We start from the raw sequence: 17,075 nt of genomic DNA on the forward strand, positions 1-17,075 counted from the left end.
ACGCGCCGATCGCTCCCCGAGACCCGGCCACTCTCCCAGCCGACCGCGCCACGCCGCGCGGGGAGCGGCGTGGCCGACATCACGCTGAGGTCGCTCTACTTCGCGACCTTCGCCGCGATGTCGCTCCGATACAGCCCGCCGTCGAGGTGGATCAGGTCGAGCGCGCGGTACGCCCGCTCCCGCGCCTCGGCGAAGTCGGCGCCGCGTGCGACGACGTTGAGCACGCGGCCGCCGGTGGCGACGAAGCTCCCGTCGACCAGCTGGGTCGCCGCGTGGGCGATGGTGACGCCTGGGACGTCCGCCGCCGCGTCGAGTCCGGTGATGGTCCGTCCGGTGACGGCGTTCTCGGGGTAGCCCTCGCTCGCGAGGACGACGGTGACGGCGACCTCGTCCGTGAACGCGGGCCACGGGACGGAGGCGAGCGCGCCGGTGGCCGCCGCGTGCAGCAGCGCGGACAGCGGGGAGGCGAGGCGGGGGAGGACGACCTGGGTCTCGGGGTCTCCGAAGCGGGCGTTGAACTCGATCACGCGCAGGCCCGCGTCGGTCACGATGAGGCCGCAGTAGAGGAGTCCGACGAAGGGGGTGCGCTCGCGCTCGAGCTGGCGGATGGTCGGGATGGCGACCGTGTCGATCACCTCGTCGACGAAGGCGCGCTCGCTCTCCCAGCGGTCGGCGAGCCAGGGGAGCGGGGAGTAGGCGCCCATGCCGCCGGTGTTCGGCCCCTCGTCGCCGTCGCTCAGGCGCTTGAAGTCCTGCGCGGGGGAGAGGGGGACGACGTCGTGGCCGTCGGAGAGGAGGAAGAGGGAGACCTCCTGGCCGGCGAGGAACTCCTCGATGAGGACGTCGCCGGACTGCAGCCAGAACTCGGCGTGCGCGATCGCGGCGCTGCGCGACTCCGTCACCAGGACGCCCTTGCCCGCGGCGAGGCCGTCGGCCTTGACGACCGAGGGGAGTCCGTACTCGTCGATGGCGCGGGTGGCGTCGACCAGGGTGGAGACGCGGGTCGCGCGGCCGGTGGGCACGCGGGCCATGTCCATCACGCGCTTCGCGAAGGTCTTCGAGCCCTCGAGTGCGGCGGCGGCCCGGTCGGGGCCGAAGGTGGGGATGCGGCGCTTGCGGAGCGCGTCGGCGACTCCGGCGACCAGGGGCGCCTCGGGGCCGATGACGACGAGCTCGATGCCCTGCTCCACCGCGAAGTCGCTGACCAGCCGGGGGCTGTTCGTGTCGAAGTGGATGACCTCGACGTCGCGCGCGATGCCGGCGTTGCCGGGCGCCGCGATGATCTCGTGGTGCTCCTCCTCCGCGAGGAGAGCCGTGATGATGGCGTGCTCACGGGCACCCGAACCGAGGACGAGGATCTTCACCCTGACAGGATAGGGCGCCCCGCGCCGGGGCTGGTCCCTGTGACGTCCTCCTCCGCAGGGCGGCGCTGCGGACGCCGACACGCCGGGCGGAGCCCTGCGGAGGCCTCCGGGAGCGAGCGGCGGCGGCAGGATGGGTGCATGGCCAAGGGCAGGATCGACGAGGCGAGCGGGCAGTCCGCGGTGCGGGCGGCGCTCGCCGGAGGAGCGGACCGGAACACGACGGCGACGGCGGTGCGGTTCCTCCTGCAGATCATCGAGACGAACGTCCCCGGACGCAGCGTCGAGGTGCGCGTTCCGCCGTTCGGCGCGGCCCAGTGCGTCGAGGGACCGGGCCACACCCGCGGGACTCCGCCGAACGTGATCGAGATGGACGCGGCGACCTGGCTGCCGCTCGCGACCGGCTCCCTGCCGTGGAGCGAGGGCCTCGCGAGCGGGCGGATCCACGCCTCCGGAGTGCGCGCGGACCTCACGCCGTTCCTCCCCATCCTGCGCGTCGGCTGAGCGTCGGCGAGTTAACTTCTCGTAAACGCGGCGGCGAGCCGTCGTCAGATTGTTTGACCTGGGGTCCGCCGTCGGGTTGTCTGGGAATAACCCCCTCACGCGGCACGAATCCTCTCCGGATCCACCGCTCGATGCTTGGAGTCCCCTTCACGATGCGCAGTACTTCCCCGGGCCGACGCGGCCTCACCCGACTCCTCTCCGCGACCGCCGTCGGCGCCGTCGCCGGAGCGGCCCTCCTCGGCGCCACGCCCGCCGTGGCGGCCGAGGGCGATGTCGCCATCGACATCCTCTCGATCAACGACTTCCACGGGCGGCTCGCCGCCGACCGCGCCGTCGCCGGAGCCGCCGTGCTCGCCGGCGCCGTCGACTCCTACCGCGCCGCCAACCCGAACACGCTGTTCGTCTCGGCCGGCGACAACATCGGCGCCTCGACCTTCGTGTCGAAGGTGCAGGGCGACATCCCCACGCTCGACTCGCTCAACGCGATGGGCCTCGACGTCAGCACGCTGGGCAACCACGAGTTCGACCAGGGCCGCGCCGATGTCGACGGCCGCGTCGTGGACGCCTCGGCGTTCCCCTACGTGAACGCGAACCTCTACGACACCGCGACCGGCGAGCGCGCCTACTCCCCGTACGTGATCACCGAGCAGGACGGCGTCTCCGTCGCCTTCATCGGCGCGATCACCGAGGACCTCGGCAAGCTCGTCAGCCCCGCCACGATCTCGACGCTCTCCATCGAGCCCATCGCCGAGAACGTCAACGAGGTCGCCGCGCAGCTCCAGGACGGCGACGCCGCCAACGACGAGGCCGACGTGGTCGTCCTGCTCCTGCACGAGGGAGCCGACGCCGACGCGGCCGAGCTGAACACTCCGGAGGCGGACCCCAAGTTCGGCGCGATCGTCAACGCGGTCGCCCCGAACGTCGACGCGATCGTCTCGGGCCACAGCCACCAGGAGTACAACGCGGGCATCGACGCCGGCCGGGCCTTCCCGACCGTCGTGTCGCAGACCGGCAGCTACGCCGAGAACATCGGCCGCATGTCCCTGACCGTCGACCCGGCGACCAAGCAGCTCACCTCGCTCACCAGCGAGGTCGTGCCGCTGACGAAGGTCGTCGACGACCCGGCCTCGGATGACCCGGCCAAGACGATCGTCGTCGGCGCCTTCGAGCCCGACCCCGAGGTCGAGACCATCGTCGCCGACGCCCAGGCCGTCGCCGTCCGCGAGGGCAGCGTGAAGGTCGGCACCATCACCGAGGACATCTCGCGCGCCTACCGCCCGGACGGCACCACGACCAACCGCGGCTCGGAGTCGACCCTCGGCAACCTCGTCTCGGACGCTCAGCTCTGGGCCACCCGTGAGCTCGGCACGCAGATCGCCTTCTCGAACGCGGGCGGCCTGCGCGACGACCTCTCCTACACCGCGACTCCGGACCAGCCCGGCGACGCGGACGGCGTGGTCACCTACGCCGAGGCCTCCGACGCCCAGCCCTTCGCGAACACCCTGGTGACCCTGCAGCTGACCGGCGAGCAGATCTCCGACCTGCTCGAGGAGCAGTGGGTGGGCAGCTCCAGCCACCCGCAGCTGAACCTCTCCACCTCGAAGGACCTCACCTACGTCTTCGACGCCACGGCGCCCGAGGGCTCGCGCATCTCGCAGGTGTTCTTCCAGAACGAGCCGATCGACCCGGCCGCGACCTTCACCGTCGTGACCAGCAGCTTCCTCGCGAGCGGCGGCGACGGCTTCAGCACCTTCACCGAGGGCACCGGCACGGCCGACTCCGGCCGCATCGACCTGGACGCCTTCGTCGGCTACATCCAGGACCTCGGCACCGTCAGCCCCGACCCCGTGCAGCGCACGATCGGCCTGACCGACAACGTCCCGGACTCGGGCGAGTACGCGGTCGGCGACACGATGACCGTCGACCTCTCCTCGCTCCTGTTCAGCACCGGAGCCGCGGCCGACACCACCGTGACCGCGAGCGTCGACGGCACCGTCGTCGGCACCGCGACGATCGACCCGACCCGGGCCGTCACCGACGACTCGACCGGTCGCGCCTCGTTCTCGGTCCCGATCGACGAGAGTCTGGCGGGCGGCGCGCACACCGCGACGTTCGTGCTCGACACCACCGGCACCGAGATCAGCGTCGGCTTCGCCGTCGCGGCCGGCGCCGGAGCGGGCACCCCGACTCCCGGACCGACCACGGAGCCGACGCCCGCGCCGACCACGCCGCCCACCACGGGCCCCGCGCCGACGCCGACCACTGCTCCGGTCGCCGGCTCGCACCACCTCGCCGAGACCGGAGTGGACGCGACCCCCGCGTTCGCCGCCGGGATCGCCGCTCTGCTGCTCGGTCTGGGCATGACGGTCGCGCGCCTGCGCCGCCGCACCGCCGCGAAGTAGCCGCACCGCGCGCACGACGGGCCCTCGACTCCGGTCGGGGGCCCGTCGTCGTGTGCGGGGCGAGCCGATGGTCGACCGCCGGGAGCCGCGGCGGGGAGGCGCTCCCCGAGGAGCGGCGGTAGCCCCCCGGAGACGCGAGAACGCCGCCTCCCGATCGGGAGACGGCGTCGGAACGCGATGAGGTGCTGTCGCGGAGCGGCGGGGCTCAGTGCTGCGCGGGGACCTGACGGTAGCCGTCGCGGCTGGCGACGAGCACCGTCGACACCGTGCCCCATGCGGCGAGGCCACTGAGGACGACGAGGATTGCGATGCTCATGAGTGTTCTGCCTTTCGTTGCGGCGGCTTCTGATCGATCCGCCGGGATGCTGTGTACAACGTCCAGTGTCCGGCCCGGTGTTCCGTAGGACAATCGAACTGTTCTTGCCCTGACGTGTAGTTTCTCTACATGGATGTGCGACGGCTGGAACTGCTCCGCGAGCTCTCGATGCGCCGCTCGATCACGGCCGTGGCGGAGGCGACGCACCGCACGCCCTCCGCGGTCTCGCAGCAGCTCAAGGTGCTCGAGCGCGAGGCCGGCGTGCCGCTGATCGAGCGCTCCGGCCGCGGCGTGGTGCTCACGGCGGCGGGACGCGAGCTCGCCCGGAGCGCCACCGAGATCGCGATCGCGCTCGAGCGGGCCGACGCCGTCTGGCAGACGTTCAAGAACAACCCGATCGGCGAGGTCACCATCGCGACCTTCCCCACCGCGGGCCAGATGCTCCTCCCGAACGCGCTGGTCGCGCTCCGCAGCGTCGAGGGACTCGTCGTGCAGTGCGAGGACGCGGACCCCGGCACCGACGAGTTCGCCGACCTGACCGCCGACTTCGATATCGTGCTCGCCCACTCGCCCACCGGCAGAAGCGCCTGGGCCGGCCGCGGACTCGCGATGGCGGAGCTGATGGTCGAGCCCCTCGACATCGGCCTGCCGGCCGGGCACCGCCTCGCGGACCGGGCGACGGTCTCGGCGGCGGACCTGGTCGGCGAGACCTGGATCGGCGTCCCGGACGGGTTCCCGTTCGAGCGCGTGATGCAGGACATCGAGACCGCGTCCGGCGAGGCGGTGCGGGTGGAGCAGCGCTTCGCGTCGACCCGAGTGACGGAGGCGTTCGTCGCGGCGGGCCTGGGCATCGCGGTGCTCCCGCGCTACACGGCGGGCGGCGCGGGAGTGGTGGTGAAGCCGCTCCGCGGAGTGAACTCCGTGCGGCACATCGTCGCGCTGATGCGGCCGGACCGGGCGGAGCGGCTCTCGGTCCGCACCGTCGTCCGCGAGCTGCGCGCGCAGGCGGGCCGGCTCGTGCACGCGCTCTGAGCGATCACGGTGCCTCGCCCTCGCCCGCGCGGGGGAGAATGGAGACATGAGCGATCCCGCCCGCCCCGAGGTCACCCGCGAAGAGGTCGACGTCCGCCGCTCCCCGCGCGTCTGGCGCATCCTGACCCTCGGCGTCGGGCTCGGAGCGATCGCGGCCTTCGTGCTGACCTTCGCGCTGCCCGAGACGCAGGGCTTCTCCCGCGGGCAGGTCTTCGGCTTCAGCCTGCTGCTCTTCGTGACGCTGTTCGGCGCTCTCGCGGGGCTCGTCGTGGTGCTGCTCGACCGGGTCGTCGGCCGGAAGGTCGTCCGGACCACCGCCGAGCGGATCGTCGAGCGCGAGGACGCGGCCGAGGAGCCCGTGGCCGAGGAGGCCCTGCCCGACGCGCGGACGACGTCCGACGAGGACGACCCGCAGACGGGGTCCGACCGGGTCTAGCCGGCGGAGGCAGGCCGCCCTGCGGCCGCTGCACTCCGCCCTGCGCTGAGGGTCCCGCCCGCGGCTCGCGCTCGCGGACGGGACCGCGGCGTCAGCGTCCCCGGCGCGACGAGGAGCGGCGGCTGCTGCTCGCGCTGGACGTCGGGCGCTTGGCGGCGGCGCGCTTGGCCTTCTGCGACTTCGAGATCTTCTTGGCCACGAAGGTGAGCAGGAACGGAAGGATTCGGTAGATCACGGGGGACTCCTCGGGTGCATGCGCGCGGGGCCGCGCACCCTCCGATCATGGAGCGGCGCACGGATCCGCGGCACCCGTTGCGCCGCGCCCGGCGCTGTGCAGAGCTCAGCTCAGCTGCGTGCGCTCCACCCAGTCGAGGTACTCCGGGGTGACGGTGCCCGTGACGTACTCGCCGGTGAAGCAGCTGGTCTCGAGGTCGGTGACGTCCGAGCCCTCGAGGATCGCCGCCTTCATGTCGGCGACCTCCTGGTAGATCAGCTGGTCGGCGCCGATCGCCTCCGAGATCTCGGGGATGCGGCGGTTGTGGGCCACGAGCTCCTGGCGCGAGGGCATGTTGATCCCGTACACGTGCGGGTAGCGCACGGGAGGCGCGGCGGATGCGAAGGTGACCGTGTTCGCGCCGGCCGCGCGGGCCATGTCGACGATCTCCTTGGAGGTGGTGCCGCGGACGATCGAGTCGTCGACGATCAGGACGTTCTTGCCCTTGAACTCGCTCGACATCGCGTTGAGCTTCTGCCGCACCGACTTCTTGCGGACCGCCTGCCCGGGCATGATGAACGTCCGGCCGACGTAGCGGTTCTTGTAGAAGCCCTCGCGGTACTCGATCCCGAGCTTCTGCGCGACCTGCATCGCGGCGGGGCGGGAGGAGTCGGGGATCGGCATGACGACGTCGATCGCTCCGCCCGGGGTGTACTGCGCGATGGTGTCGGCGAGGCGGTCGCCCAGGCGCAGGCGCGCCTCGTAGACCGAGATGCCCGACATCACGGAGTCGGGGCGGGCGAGGTAGACGTACTCGAACGAGCACGGGATGAGTCGCGGGTCCTTCGCGCACTGGCGGCTGGCCATCCGGCCGTCGGGGGTGATGAAGACCGCCTCGCCGGGAGCGACGTCGCGGACGATCTCGAAGCCCTGCGCCTCGAGCACGAGCGACTCGGAGGCGACGACCCAGTCGTCCGGCGCCCCGGTGTTGCTGCGGCGGCCGACGATGAGCGGGCGGATCCCGAAGGGGTCGCGGAACGCCAGCAGCCCGACGCCGGCGATCAGCGCGATGGTGGCGTAGGAGCCCTCGACGCGCTCGTGCACGCGGGCGACGGCGTCGAACACCTCGTCGGCGTCGAGGTCGCGGCCCGACATCGAGGCCTGCAGCTCGTTCGCCAGCACGTTGACCAGCAGCTCCGTGTCGGAGGTGGTGTTGAGGTGGCGGCGGTCGATGCGGAAGAGCTCCTCGGTGAGCTCGCGCGTGTTCGTGAGGTTGCCGTTGTGGACGAGGATGATGCCGTACGGCGCGTTCACGTAGAACGGCTGGGCCTCCTCCTCGCGCTCGGCGTTGCCCTTCGTCGCGTAGCGCACGTGGCCGAGGCCCATGGATCCGAGCAGCGAGCGCATGTCGCGGGTGCGGAACGCCTCGCGGACCTGTCCCGCGGCCTTCTTGATGTGCAGAGTGCTGCCGTCGGCGGTCGCGATGCCGGTCGAGTCCTGGCCGCGGTGCTGCAGGAGGGAGAGGCTGTCGTAGATGGACTGGTTGACCGGTCCGGAGGACACGATCCCAACGATTCCGCACATGCCGGAGGGGCTCCCAAGGGGATAGCAGGGGGGTTTGACGGTCCATCCTGGCACGCGGGGGACTCATCCCCTAATGGTTCGCCGTGGGCGGATCCGTGGTCGCGGGGGTGCTCGGGGCGGCGCCGACCGGCGGATCGGCCGGGCGGTCGGTCGGGGAGCCGCGCGGCCGCTCAGCTGCTCGGAGCCGTCCAGGCTCCGGCGAGGCTGCGGTCCAGGACGCGGCGCCAGCCCTGCGGAGCCGCGGACTCGCGGCTGGTCGTGCCCGCCATCCAGAGCAGGGCCATCAGGTCGTCGTGGGTGAAGTCGGGGGAGAGGGATCCGTCGCGGTGGGCGGCCTCGACGAGATCCCGGCCGAGCTCGATCGAGCGGTCGCAGGCCTCGATGAGGGCGACCGCGTCGGGGAAGCGGCGCAGCATCGCGTCGTTGAGGGCGGGGTCCTCCAGCTGGAGGTCGATCATCCCGGAGACGAAGCGCTCCAGGCGTCCGCGGGAGGACCGCTCGGCGAGAGCGCGCTCGGTCAGGCCCTTCAGCTTCTCGCCCGCGACGGCCGGGATGACGGCGTCGATGAGCTCCTCACGGGAGCCGACGCGGTTGTAGAGGGTGCCGATGCTCACGCCGGCGTGACGGGCGATGTCCTCGAGGGGGGCGGCGAGGCCGCGGGAGCCGAAGACCTCGAGGGCGGCGGCGTGCAGCTTCTCGACGTTCCGCTGCGCGTCCCGGCGCAGGACCTTCTGCTCGTCCATGCGATCCTTCCGATGATCTTGAGGTGCCACTCAAGTTATGGTCCAATGAGTGTTGAGGCTGACCTCAACTTAGCAGCCCCGCTCATCGCGCCCCGGGGCGCACGACGACAGGACCTCTCATGCCCCTTCTCACCGTCATCGGCGCGGGCCCCGGCCTCGGCCTCGAGATCGCCCGCGTCTTCGGCCGGGCCGGCTTCACCGTCGCCCTCGTCTCGCGGAACCAGGAGAAGCTGGACGGCCTGGCCGCCCGCCTCGCCGAGGAGGGCATCGAGGCGACGGGGTTCGCCGCCGACATCGCGCAGCCCGAGACCCTCACCGCCGCGCTGCGGGCGATCCGTGCCGACCTCGGTCCGATCGACGTCCTCGAGTTCTCCCCCGCCGACTCCGCTCTCACCCCGGTCGGCGTCCTGGACGTCACGCCCGAGAACCTGCAGCCGCAGATCGACTTCTACCTCGGCGGCGCGCTCCGCGCCGTCGGCGAGGTGGTTCCGGACATGATCGCCGCCGGCAGCGGGACGATCCTCGTCACCACCGGCGGCGGCTCCGTCTCCCCGCACGCGGCGCTGGCGAACATCAACATCGCCGCCGCGGGCCTGCGGAACTGGGTCCTCAACCTCCACTCCGCGCTCGAGCCCCGGGGCGTCTACGCCGCCCACGTGGCGATCACCGCGCTCATCGACGGCGGCCACCCGGACGCGGCGGCCGAGGTCATCGCCCGGTCCTACCTCGACCTCCACCGCAGCCGCGACCGCGCCGAGCTGCACTACGTCGCCTGGGACGCGTGACCGCGGGCGCGGAGCGGGAGCCGCCTGTGCGGCGGACCCGGATCCGCGCCGCGGCGGGAGAGGGCAGTCGGTAGGGTCGTCGCGTGAGTGATGAGACGAGCAGCTACGCCCGCGCAGGAGTCGACACGGCGGCGGGGGACCTCGCCGTCGAGCTGATGAAGTCGGCGGTGTCGGCGACGCACGACAGCCGGGTCCTCGGCGGGGTCGGCGGCTTCGCGGGCCTCTACGACGTCTCCTTCCTCCGCGACTTCCGAGCCCCCCTCCTCGCGACCTCGACCGACGGCGTCGGCACCAAGGTCGCGCTCGCCCAGGCGATCGACAAGCACGACACCATCGGGCAGGACCTCGTCGGCATGGTCGTCGACGACATCGTCGTGGTCGGCGCCCGCCCCTTCTTCATGACCGACTACATCGCGTGCGGCAAGGTCGTCCCGGCCCGCATCGCCGACATCGTCGCCGGCATCGCGCGCGCCTGTTCCGAGACGGGCACCGCGCTCGTCGGCGGCGAGACGGCCGAGCACCCGGGCCTGCTCGGACCCGACGACTACGACGTGGCGGGCGCGGCGGTCGGCGCGATCGAGGCCGACCAGGTGCGCGGCGCCGACCGCGTGCGCGACGGCGACGTCGTGGTGGCGATGGCCTCCTCCGGACTGCACTCGAACGGCTACTCGCTCGTGCGCCACATCCTCGCCGAGCGCGGCATCGGCTTCACCGACCGCTCCGAGGAGCTGGGCGGCGTGGTCGGCGAGGTGCTGCTGGAGCCGACCCGCCTCTACACCCGGCCCCTCCTCGACCTGCTCGACGACGCCGAGCTCGGCCCGGCCGTCCACTCCATCAGCCACGTCACCGGCGGCGGGATCGCGGCGAACCTCGCACGGGTGCTGCCGCGCGGCTCCTGGGTCGAGGTCGAGCGGGCGAGCTGGAGCCCGTCCGACGTGTTCCGCGCGCTCGCCGGGATGTCCGGCGCGACGCTCGAGAGCACCGAGGGCACCTGGAACCTCGGCATCGGCATGTTCGCCGTGGTCGCGGCGGAGGCGGCCGACGGCGTGATCGCGCGCCTCGAGCGCTCGGGCGTCCCGTCGTGGGTCGCGGGCCGCGTCTCGACCGCCGCGCGCGGGTTCGAGGGCTTCGAGCAGGGCGCGAAGGGCGTCGACGGCGGAGCGGTCCGCCTGGTCGGGTCCTACGCGGGCTGATCCCCGGAGGCGTCGCGGATCAGCGCGGTGCGGCGTGCGCGCGCTCCCAGGAGTGCTCGTGCCGGGTCAGCAGCCACGAGCCCGCCGCGCAGAGGGCGCAGGCGGCCGCGGTGGCGAGCAGGGCGGTCGCCCAGGTCGGGGCGTCGCGGCTGACGAGCAGGTTCGCACAGGCGACCAGCACGCCGAGGCCGGCGCCCGCGCTGGTGCCGAGCACGAACGGGCCGTCGCGGCGGCTCGCGACGCGCACCGCGACCATGCCGGCGACCGCTCCCGCGCCTCCGACGACTCCGATGCCCGCGCCGGAGGCCGCTCCCATGAGCAGGCCGAAGCTCACCAGTCCGGGCGGTCCGTCGGCGGCGAGGACGCCGGGCAGGTAGAGGACCAGGGCGACGGCGGCGCCGACCGCGCCGCCCACCAGGATCGCGCCGACCAGCAGGGCGGCGGTGACGTAGCCGACCCGCGCGACAGGCCGCGCGGATCCTCCGGGTTCGAACATTCGCGGCTCCATCGACGCGGCCCGCGGGGCAGCGGGCGGTCCTCGGACAGTACGCCCGAACGCCCCTCGGCGGAACCGTCGTCGGGGATCGGCGGGGCTAGCGCCGGAGGGTCTCGCTCGGGAGCTCGCCGAACCGCGTCGCGTAGTGCTGGGCGAAGCGGCCGCCGCTGATGAACCCCCAGCGTGCGGCGACGTCGCCGACCACCAGCGAGCCGATCGATCCGGCCGAGAGCTCCTCGTGCGCGCGCTCGAGGCGGACGTCGCGCAGGTAGTGCCGCGGGGTCTCGCCGAAGGCGCGCTGGAACGCGAGCTGCACGCCGCGGACCGTGAGCCCGGCCGCGTCGGCGATGTCGGCCACTCCGAGGGGCAGGTCGGCGTTGGCCTGCACGAACTCCACGGCCCGGCGGAGGCGCCGCGCGCTGACCGAGGGCGGCACGGCCGGCAGCGGGGCGATGCGGTGGGCGAAGGTCTGCAGGGCGGCGAGCGCGGCGATGCGGGCGACGCCGTCGCGCTGCAGCACGGTGGGCGCGTGCGCGGAGGCGAGGGTGTCGCGCAGGAGCCGGATCGCCGCCCACCAGGCGGTCGTGTCGCGCGCCACGGGGGCGAACCGCAGCGGGCCGGGCTCGGTGCCGTGCAGCTCGGCGGCGATCGCCTCGAGGTGGGCGGCCTCGAAGTGCACGAGCGCGTCGCGGTACTCGAAGGCCTCGAAGCCGAAGGGCCGGCCGCTCGGGAACATGGCCGGGCGCCCGACGACGAGGCGGTGCTCGTCGCGCCCCAGATCGAGGGAGGCGCGCCCCGCGGTCAGCCAGAGGGCGACGTAGACGTCGCTCGGGGCTACCGTGCCGCGCACCCGGCCCAGGAAGGAGGCGGAGTGGAGGCTCACGGGCCCGGGCCCGGTCGTCGTGTAGCGGAACGCGAACGGCACGACCGAGCGCTCGGCCCGGAAGCCGGAGCCGTTGTACGAGCCGGCGTAGAAGTCGCGCGCCTCGTCGAGGTCGCTCCCGCGACGCTCCGACTGCCACACGGGCAGCCGTGCGGGCGGGGAAGTGCTCATCGGGTCAGTGTCCCAGGGGGCACCGACATTCTGCACTCAGTGGCGGAAAGCGGGAGAACGTGCTCGGCCGAGCGACCCGCGCTCCAGGTCGGGTCCCTCACCCGCCGGATCGCCGTCCGCACGCGAAACGGGGCCGCCCCGAGGGAGCGGCCCCGATTCACGGGAGGAGTCACGCACGCTTCTGGTGCGGCTCCTCGACGAGGTCCGTGTCGTCGCCGTCGTCCTCGGCGTCGATCCACTTCGAGTAGTCCGGCTCGTCCGGGTGGCTGAGCTCGCGCTCGAGCGCGCTGTAATCGACCGCCGGGCTGAACGACTTCAGCTCACGGGCGATCTTGGTGTTCTTCGCCTTCTGACGGCCGCGCCCCATGGGTGACCCCCTCACGATGACAGGCCAGACGGGCAGTGAGCCGGCTGGGGAAAAGAGCAGACAGGGAAAGTTGAAATCTACGCGGTAGTTTAGCAGACGGGGGACACGCCACCCCGGGCCTCGATCTGCCGGACGGCCGCCCATCCTCGACCGCGTCAGGAGCACCGTGGACAGCGTCGCCCCACCGCGTCCCGTCGTGGTGATCGGCGCGGGCCAGGCGGGTCTGTCCGTGGCCTACTACCTGCGCCGTCTCGGCCTCGTCCCCGGGCGCGACCTGATCGTCCTCGACCGCGGTCCGGAGCCCGGCGGGGCCTGGCAGTTCCGCTGGGAGGCCCTGCGGCTCGGCTCCGTGCACCGCGTGCACGATCTCCCGGGCATGGAGCGGATGGGGCTCTCGTTCCGCACGGCCGATCACCGGCGACCGGCACGGGACGTGGTCCGCGAGTACTACGGGCGCTACGAGGAGGAGCTCGGTCTCGAGATCCGCCGTCCGGAGTCGGTGCGGCGCGTCACGAGTGCGACGCCGCACGACACGAGGTCGCCGCTCGTCGTCGAGTCCGACCGCGCGGTCGAGCGCGCGAGTCTGCTCGTCAACGCGACCGGCACCTGGGGATCGCCCTTCGTCCCGCACTACCCCGGGCGCGACCGCTTCCGCGGCGTGCAGATCGACCCGACCGAGTACGCCCGCGCCGAGGACTTCGCCGGGAAGCAGGTGCTCGTGGTCGGCGGCGGCACCTCGGCGATCGGCTTCCTGCTGGAGCTCGAGCGGGTGGCGCGCTCGCTGACGTGGGCGACGCGGCGACCGGTGGTCTACCACGACGGCGAGCAGCTGGCGATGGAGTCGGCGGTGGAGGCGGTGGCCGAGCAGGACCGCGCCGCCCGCGCCGGGCTGCCCCTCCCGAGCATCGTCGGCGGCACGGGCGTGCAGCGCACCCGCCGGGTGGTCGCCGGGATCGAGCGCGGGCTCCTGCACGAGCGGGGCATGTTCTCGTCGATCGAGGAGGAGGGCGTGCGCTGGCCGGACGGCTCCTTCACGCGCGCCGACGCGATCATCTGGGCGACGGGCTTCCGGCCGGAGCTGCGCCACCTCGCTCCGCTCGGGCTGCGCGAGCGCGAGGGCGGCATCGCGGTCGCCGACGGAGCCTCGCTGACGGATCCGCGCGTCTTCTTCGCCGGCTACGGCCCGACGGCCTCGACCATCGGGGCGAACCGCTCGGGCCGGCGCATCGCGCGCGCGGTCGTGGCGCGTCTGCCCTGAGCGCGCCTGCCCTGAGCCGGCCTGATCTGAGCCGGTCCGCCCTGAGCGGCGCGGCGCCTCAGATCCTGCCGTCCCAGTCCACCGGCACGACGGAGCCGCGGTAGCGGATCCCGTCCACGCGGATCGGCCCGGCGAGCGCGGGCGAGAGCGGCGCGACGACCAGGGTGTCGCCTCCGGGAGCGAGCCCCAGCGCCGCCGACAGCACGGCGACGGAGGCGGCCGCCGACCAGGCCTGCGGTCGGCAGGCCGCCGGGTACGGCACCGGCGCGTGCACCTCGGCGGCGGGGTCGCCCGAGTGCAGCTCGGGCATCCGGTAGCCGAAGCCCTCGGCCGCGGCGATCAGTCCGCGCGAGAGGGTCGTCGCCTCCGCCCCGAAGCCCTCCCGGGCGAGCCCGGTGACGGCGATCGCGGTGTCGTGGGCCCAGACGGAGCCGCCGTGGTACGACAGCGGCCAGTAGCCGCCCGAGCCGGTGTCCAGGGTGCGCAGGCCGAAGCCCGAGTCGAGCCCGGGGGAGACCAGCAGCTCGGCGACCCGGGCGGCGTGCTCGGGGGAGAGGATGCCGGTGCCGAGGAGGTGGCCGAGGTTGCTGGTGATCGTGTCGACCGGGCGCCCGGCCGCGTCGAGCGCGATCGCCGGGTAGCCGCCGTCGGCGTCGTCGATCCAGAACGCCTCCGCGAAGCGCGCCTTCAGCGTCGACGCCGCCTCGCGCCACTCCGAGCCCTCACGGCCGAGGTGCTCGAGCAGCGCCGCTCCGCCGACCATGGCCTCGTGGGCGTAGGCCTGCACCTCGCAGAGCGCGATCGGACCCTCGGCGAGCGTGCCGTCGCGCCACTGGATCGAGTCGCCCGAGTCCTTCCAGCCCTGGTTGGCGAGGCCGTGCCCCGTGGTGTCGACGTACTCGAGGAACCCGTCGCCGTCCGAGTCGCCGTCGTCGCGGAGCCAGCGCAGCGCCGCCTCCAGAGCGGGCAGCAGCTCCTCGACCTCGTCGTCCGGGAGCCCCCAGCGCCAGGCGTCGTGGAGGAGGCAGACCCAGAGCGCGGTGGCGTCGACCGTGCCGAAGTAGAGCGGGGGCAGCGAGACGCCCTCGCCGGGGATCTCGAGGGTCGTGGCGCGCAGCTCGTGCATGATCCTGCCCGGCTGCTCGGCGGTGTCCGCGACGTGGCGGGTGCCCTGGAGGCCGGCCAGGACGCGGAGGGTGGAGGCGGCGATCCCGGTCCCGAGGGGGAGGAGCATCCGCGCCGCCCAGATCGAGTCGCGGCCGAAGAGGGTGAAGAACCACGGCGCTCCCGCCGCGAGGAACGGCTCGCCGGGCCGCTCCACGGTGACCATGCGCAGGGCGTCGAGGTCGTCGAGCGCGGCGCGGCACCAGGAGGCGAGGCGGGAGTCGCCGGTCTCGAGCGCGGTCCCCGCCCATTCGGCCGGTCCGGACGCGGCGGCGACCACGGCGGAGGCGTCCTCCGCGGCGACGCTCCACACGACCTCGACGCTCCCGCGGGCCGGGACCACGACGCTCCAGGTGAGCACCGTGCCCGAGATCGAGGCGCCGGGTGCGCGCAGCTCGGCGCGGACCGGGCCGTGGGTCCAGTCGAGGCCCCCGTCCACCGGAGCGGTCGCGAAGGAGGGCTCGTCGCGGAGCCCCGCCTTCACCACGTGCACGAGCGAGAAGTCGGGGTCGAGGGTCAGCTCGACGGTCGTCGCGACCTCGTCGGGGAGCGCCGACTCGAGGCGGATGCTCTCGCGGACGCCGCCGGCGGAGACCTCCCGCGAGCGGACCACGCGGATCCGCGGGTCCGCGGCGGCGTCGTCGAGATGGCGGGCGAGCGCGGTGAAGCGGGCGGAGGAGGCGCCGTCGCGGCCGGTCGCGATCGCCTCGAGCGCCGCGCCGCCCACGCGGAGCGAGGCGCCCGCGAGCACGCGCACGTCGCCGAGGTAGAGCCCGTGCACGGGGCGGGAGCCGACCTCGCCCGCCTCGTCCGACCACAGCTGCACGGGTGCGCGGAGCAGGACGAGGGAGTCGTGGAGGAGGGGCTGGCGGGGCGGGGTCTGTCGGTCGTCGCGCTCGGTCGTCACGGTCGACTCCTCACTGGATCGTCGGTGCTGGGGGCGTGCCGCCGATCGTCCTCCGCCGGCCCCGGGAGTGCCGGAGCGTGGCGGACGGTTGACAGCGGCGTCGTCGGAGGTAACCTTACCGAAGGATTTGATCGATCAAACCGGTATATTCCGCCAGGTTGGAACGATCAAGAGCACGTCGAGGAGGACCCATGGCACTGCCGACCGTCGAGGACGTCGCCCGTGCCGCCGGCGTCTCGCGCCAGACCGTGTCGAACGTGCTCAACAGCCCGCACATCGTCCGTGACAGCACCCGCGAGCGCGTGGAGAAGGCGATCGGCGACCTCAACTACCGGCCGCACGCCTCGGCCCGCCGCCTCCGCACCCGCAAGTCCGGCACCATCGGCGTCCGGATGGACCGCGTGCTCGACGGCATCTCCGGCAGCCTGCTCGACCGCTTCCTCCACGCCGTCACCGAGCAGGCCGATGCGCGGGGCATGCGCATCCTCCTCTACACGGCGAAGAGCCCGGAGGAGGAGATCGAGCGGATCGGGCGCCTCCGCGACGGAGCCGACGTCGACGCCTTCGTGCTCACCTCCACCTTCTACGGCGACCCCCGGACCGCCTGGCTGATCGAGCAGGCCGTGCCCTTCGTCACCTTCGGCCGGCCGTGGGGCGTCGACGACCGCAACGACCCGCAGCACCTCTGGGTCGACGTCGACGGCGCCGCCGGGCTCGCCCAGGCCACGGCGCACCTCGCCGACAGCGGCTGCTCCCGCATCGGCTTCCTCGGCTGGCCGAGCGGATCCGCGACCGGCGACGACCGCCGCGGCGGCTGGGAGCGGGTGCACCGCGAGCGGTTCCCCGACGCGCCCCTGCTCGCCGCCTCCTCCGAGGACGACGTCCAGCAGGCCCGGATCGCGGCCATCGAGTTCCTCCGCTCGACCCCGGAGCTCGACGGGCTGGTCTGCGTCTCCGACTCGCTCGCGCTCGGCGCCTCGATGGCCGCCGTGGCCGTCGGCCGGTCCTCCCTCCCGATCGTCGGCTTCGACAACACCCCCGTCGCCGCGGCCGTCGGTCTGCCGAGCATCGAGCAGGACCTCGACGCGGTGGCCGCGGGCGCGCTCGAGCTCCTGCTGGGCGAGCGCGGCGACGACGTCGTCCACCGCTCGCTCGCGCCGGGCGAGGCCCACCGCCTGATCGAGCCCCACCTCGTGCTCCGCACACCCCTCCACCACCCCGCCGACTGAGGCGCCGTCACTCCGACCGGCGCCCCTCCC

Annotated in this window: 16 protein-coding genes; 8 read left to right on the top strand and 8 right to left on the bottom strand. The window is 73.4% G+C overall.

Annotation, left to right across the window (positions count from 1 at the left end; translation table 11 throughout):
* Positions 1-95 precede the first annotated feature (95 nt).
* A complete protein-coding gene (gene purD / locus C5B92_RS09910) occupies positions 96-1,364 on the bottom strand; it encodes a phosphoribosylamine--glycine ligase (protein ID WP_104233829.1) in 1,269 nt (422 codons plus the stop codon).
* 138 nt (positions 1,365-1,502) lie between these two features.
* Here purD and C5B92_RS09915 point away from each other — a divergent pair, with 138 nt between their 5' ends.
* The 4 genes from C5B92_RS09915 to C5B92_RS09930 all read left to right on the top strand — a co-directional run bounded on the left by C5B92_RS09915 (position 1,503) and on the right by C5B92_RS09930 (position 6,051).
* Positions 1,503-1,865, top strand: coding sequence for a sterol carrier family protein (locus C5B92_RS09915; RefSeq protein ID WP_104223770.1), 363 nt, complete (start codon positions 1,503-1,505; stop codon positions 1,863-1,865).
* A gap of 152 nt (positions 1,866-2,017) precedes the next feature.
* Positions 2,018-4,267 (top strand): bifunctional UDP-sugar hydrolase/5'-nucleotidase, encoded by a 2,250-nt coding sequence (locus C5B92_RS09920; RefSeq protein ID WP_181028790.1) that lies wholly within the window; start codon positions 2,018-2,020, stop codon positions 4,265-4,267.
* A 445-nt stretch (positions 4,268-4,712) separates the two neighbouring features.
* The gene (locus C5B92_RS09925) at positions 4,713-5,615 is read left to right on the top strand and encodes a LysR family transcriptional regulator (RefSeq protein ID WP_104238722.1); all 903 of its coding nucleotides are present in this window, start codon (positions 4,713-4,715) and stop codon (positions 5,613-5,615) included.
* Between the two features lie 46 nt (positions 5,616-5,661).
* Entirely contained in the window at positions 5,662-6,051 is a 390-nt protein-coding gene (locus C5B92_RS09930; RefSeq protein WP_104250788.1) for a hypothetical protein, read from the top strand.
* Positions 6,052-6,142: 91 nt separating this feature from the next.
* On the opposite strand, the gene C5B92_RS17300 is transcribed toward C5B92_RS09930, so the two are convergent.
* The 3 genes from C5B92_RS17300 to C5B92_RS09940 form a co-directional block, all read right to left on the bottom strand.
* Positions 6,143-6,286: a hypothetical protein gene (locus C5B92_RS17300; RefSeq protein WP_181028791.1), complete on the bottom strand. Its 144-nt coding sequence runs from the start codon at positions 6,284-6,286 to the stop codon at positions 6,143-6,145.
* Between the two features lie 105 nt (positions 6,287-6,391).
* Entirely contained in the window at positions 6,392-7,849 is a 1,458-nt protein-coding gene (purF, locus tag C5B92_RS09935; protein WP_104223766.1) for an amidophosphoribosyltransferase, read from the bottom strand.
* A gap of 170 nt (positions 7,850-8,019) precedes the next feature.
* Positions 8,020-8,592: a TetR/AcrR family transcriptional regulator gene (locus tag C5B92_RS09940; RefSeq protein WP_104256046.1), complete on the bottom strand. Its 573-nt coding sequence runs from the start codon at positions 8,590-8,592 to the stop codon at positions 8,020-8,022.
* Positions 8,593-8,711: 119 nt separating this feature from the next.
* Between C5B92_RS09940 and C5B92_RS09945 the strand changes: the two genes are divergently transcribed.
* Positions 8,712-9,377 carry an SDR family NAD(P)-dependent oxidoreductase gene (locus C5B92_RS09945; protein WP_104256047.1) on the top strand — a complete coding sequence of 222 codons (666 nt, stop codon included), beginning with the start codon at positions 8,712-8,714 and terminating at the stop codon, positions 9,375-9,377.
* Positions 9,378-9,460: 83 nt separating this feature from the next.
* Positions 9,461-10,570, top strand: a complete 1,110-nt coding sequence (purM, locus tag C5B92_RS09950) for a phosphoribosylformylglycinamidine cyclo-ligase (protein WP_104223764.1) — start codon at positions 9,461-9,463, stop codon at positions 10,568-10,570.
* Positions 10,571-10,589: 19 nt separating this feature from the next.
* Here purM and C5B92_RS09955 read toward each other — a convergent pair whose 3' ends face one another.
* The 3 genes from C5B92_RS09955 to C5B92_RS09965 form a co-directional block, all read right to left on the bottom strand.
* Complete coding sequence (locus tag C5B92_RS09955; protein ID WP_104256048.1) at positions 10,590-11,066, bottom strand: hypothetical protein; 477 nt, start codon at positions 11,064-11,066, stop codon at positions 10,590-10,592.
* A gap of 97 nt (positions 11,067-11,163) precedes the next feature.
* The gene (locus tag C5B92_RS09960) at positions 11,164-12,120 is read right to left on the bottom strand and encodes a helix-turn-helix transcriptional regulator (protein ID WP_104256049.1); all 957 of its coding nucleotides are present in this window, start codon (positions 12,118-12,120) and stop codon (positions 11,164-11,166) included.
* Positions 12,121-12,289: 169 nt separating this feature from the next.
* Positions 12,290-12,487, bottom strand: coding sequence for a DUF3073 domain-containing protein (locus C5B92_RS09965; protein ID WP_097167615.1), 198 nt, complete (start codon positions 12,485-12,487; stop codon positions 12,290-12,292).
* A gap of 166 nt (positions 12,488-12,653) precedes the next feature.
* On the opposite strand from C5B92_RS09965, the gene C5B92_RS09970 reads away from it, so the two are divergent.
* Positions 12,654-13,745: an FAD-dependent oxidoreductase gene (locus tag C5B92_RS09970; protein ID WP_104256050.1), complete on the top strand. Its 1,092-nt coding sequence runs from the start codon at positions 12,654-12,656 to the stop codon at positions 13,743-13,745.
* 58 nt (positions 13,746-13,803) lie between these two features.
* On the opposite strand, the gene C5B92_RS09975 is transcribed toward C5B92_RS09970, so the two are convergent.
* Entirely contained in the window at positions 13,804-15,816 is a 2,013-nt protein-coding gene (locus C5B92_RS09975) for a glycogen debranching N-terminal domain-containing protein (RefSeq protein ID WP_104256051.1), read from the bottom strand.
* 191 nt (positions 15,817-16,007) lie between these two features.
* On the opposite strand from C5B92_RS09975, the gene C5B92_RS09980 reads away from it, so the two are divergent.
* A complete protein-coding gene (locus tag C5B92_RS09980) occupies positions 16,008-17,045 on the top strand; it encodes a LacI family DNA-binding transcriptional regulator (protein WP_104256052.1) in 1,038 nt (345 codons plus the stop codon).
* Positions 17,046-17,075: the final 30 nt, after the last annotated feature.

The sequence above is a fragment of the Rathayibacter sp. AY1A4 genome (assembly GCF_002930955.1).
Classification (GTDB): domain Bacteria; phylum Actinomycetota; class Actinomycetes; order Actinomycetales; family Microbacteriaceae; genus Rathayibacter.

What these genes read in the sequence shown, in the direction of transcription:
- C5B92_RS09940 (WP_104256046.1), bottom strand. Translation starts at nt 8,592, where the DNA reads ATGGACGAGCAGAAGGTCCTGCGCCGGGACGCGCAGCGGAACGTCGAG.
- C5B92_RS09925 (WP_104238722.1), top strand. Translation starts at nt 4,713, where the DNA reads ATGGATGTGCGACGGCTGGAACTGCTCCGCGAGCTCTCGATGCGCCGC.
- C5B92_RS09960 (WP_104256049.1), bottom strand. Translation starts at nt 12,120, where the DNA reads ATGAGCACTTCCCCGCCCGCACGGCTGCCCGTGTGGCAGTCGGAGCGT.
- C5B92_RS09930 (WP_104250788.1), top strand. Translation starts at nt 5,662, where the DNA reads ATGAGCGATCCCGCCCGCCCCGAGGTCACCCGCGAAGAGGTCGACGTC.
- C5B92_RS09980 (WP_104256052.1), top strand. Translation starts at nt 16,008, where the DNA reads ATGGCACTGCCGACCGTCGAGGACGTCGCCCGTGCCGCCGGCGTCTCG.
- C5B92_RS09915 (WP_104223770.1), top strand. Translation starts at nt 1,503, where the DNA reads ATGGCCAAGGGCAGGATCGACGAGGCGAGCGGGCAGTCCGCGGTGCGG.
- purF (WP_104223766.1), bottom strand. Translation starts at nt 7,849, where the DNA reads ATGTGCGGAATCGTTGGGATCGTGTCCTCCGGACCGGTCAACCAGTCC.
- C5B92_RS09920 (WP_181028790.1), top strand. Translation starts at nt 2,018, where the DNA reads ATGCGCAGTACTTCCCCGGGCCGACGCGGCCTCACCCGACTCCTCTCC.
- C5B92_RS09965 (WP_097167615.1), bottom strand. Translation starts at nt 12,487, where the DNA reads ATGGGGCGCGGCCGTCAGAAGGCGAAGAACACCAAGATCGCCCGTGAG.
- C5B92_RS09955 (WP_104256048.1), bottom strand. Translation starts at nt 11,066, where the DNA reads ATGTTCGAACCCGGAGGATCCGCGCGGCCTGTCGCGCGGGTCGGCTAC.
- C5B92_RS09945 (WP_104256047.1), top strand. Translation starts at nt 8,712, where the DNA reads ATGCCCCTTCTCACCGTCATCGGCGCGGGCCCCGGCCTCGGCCTCGAG.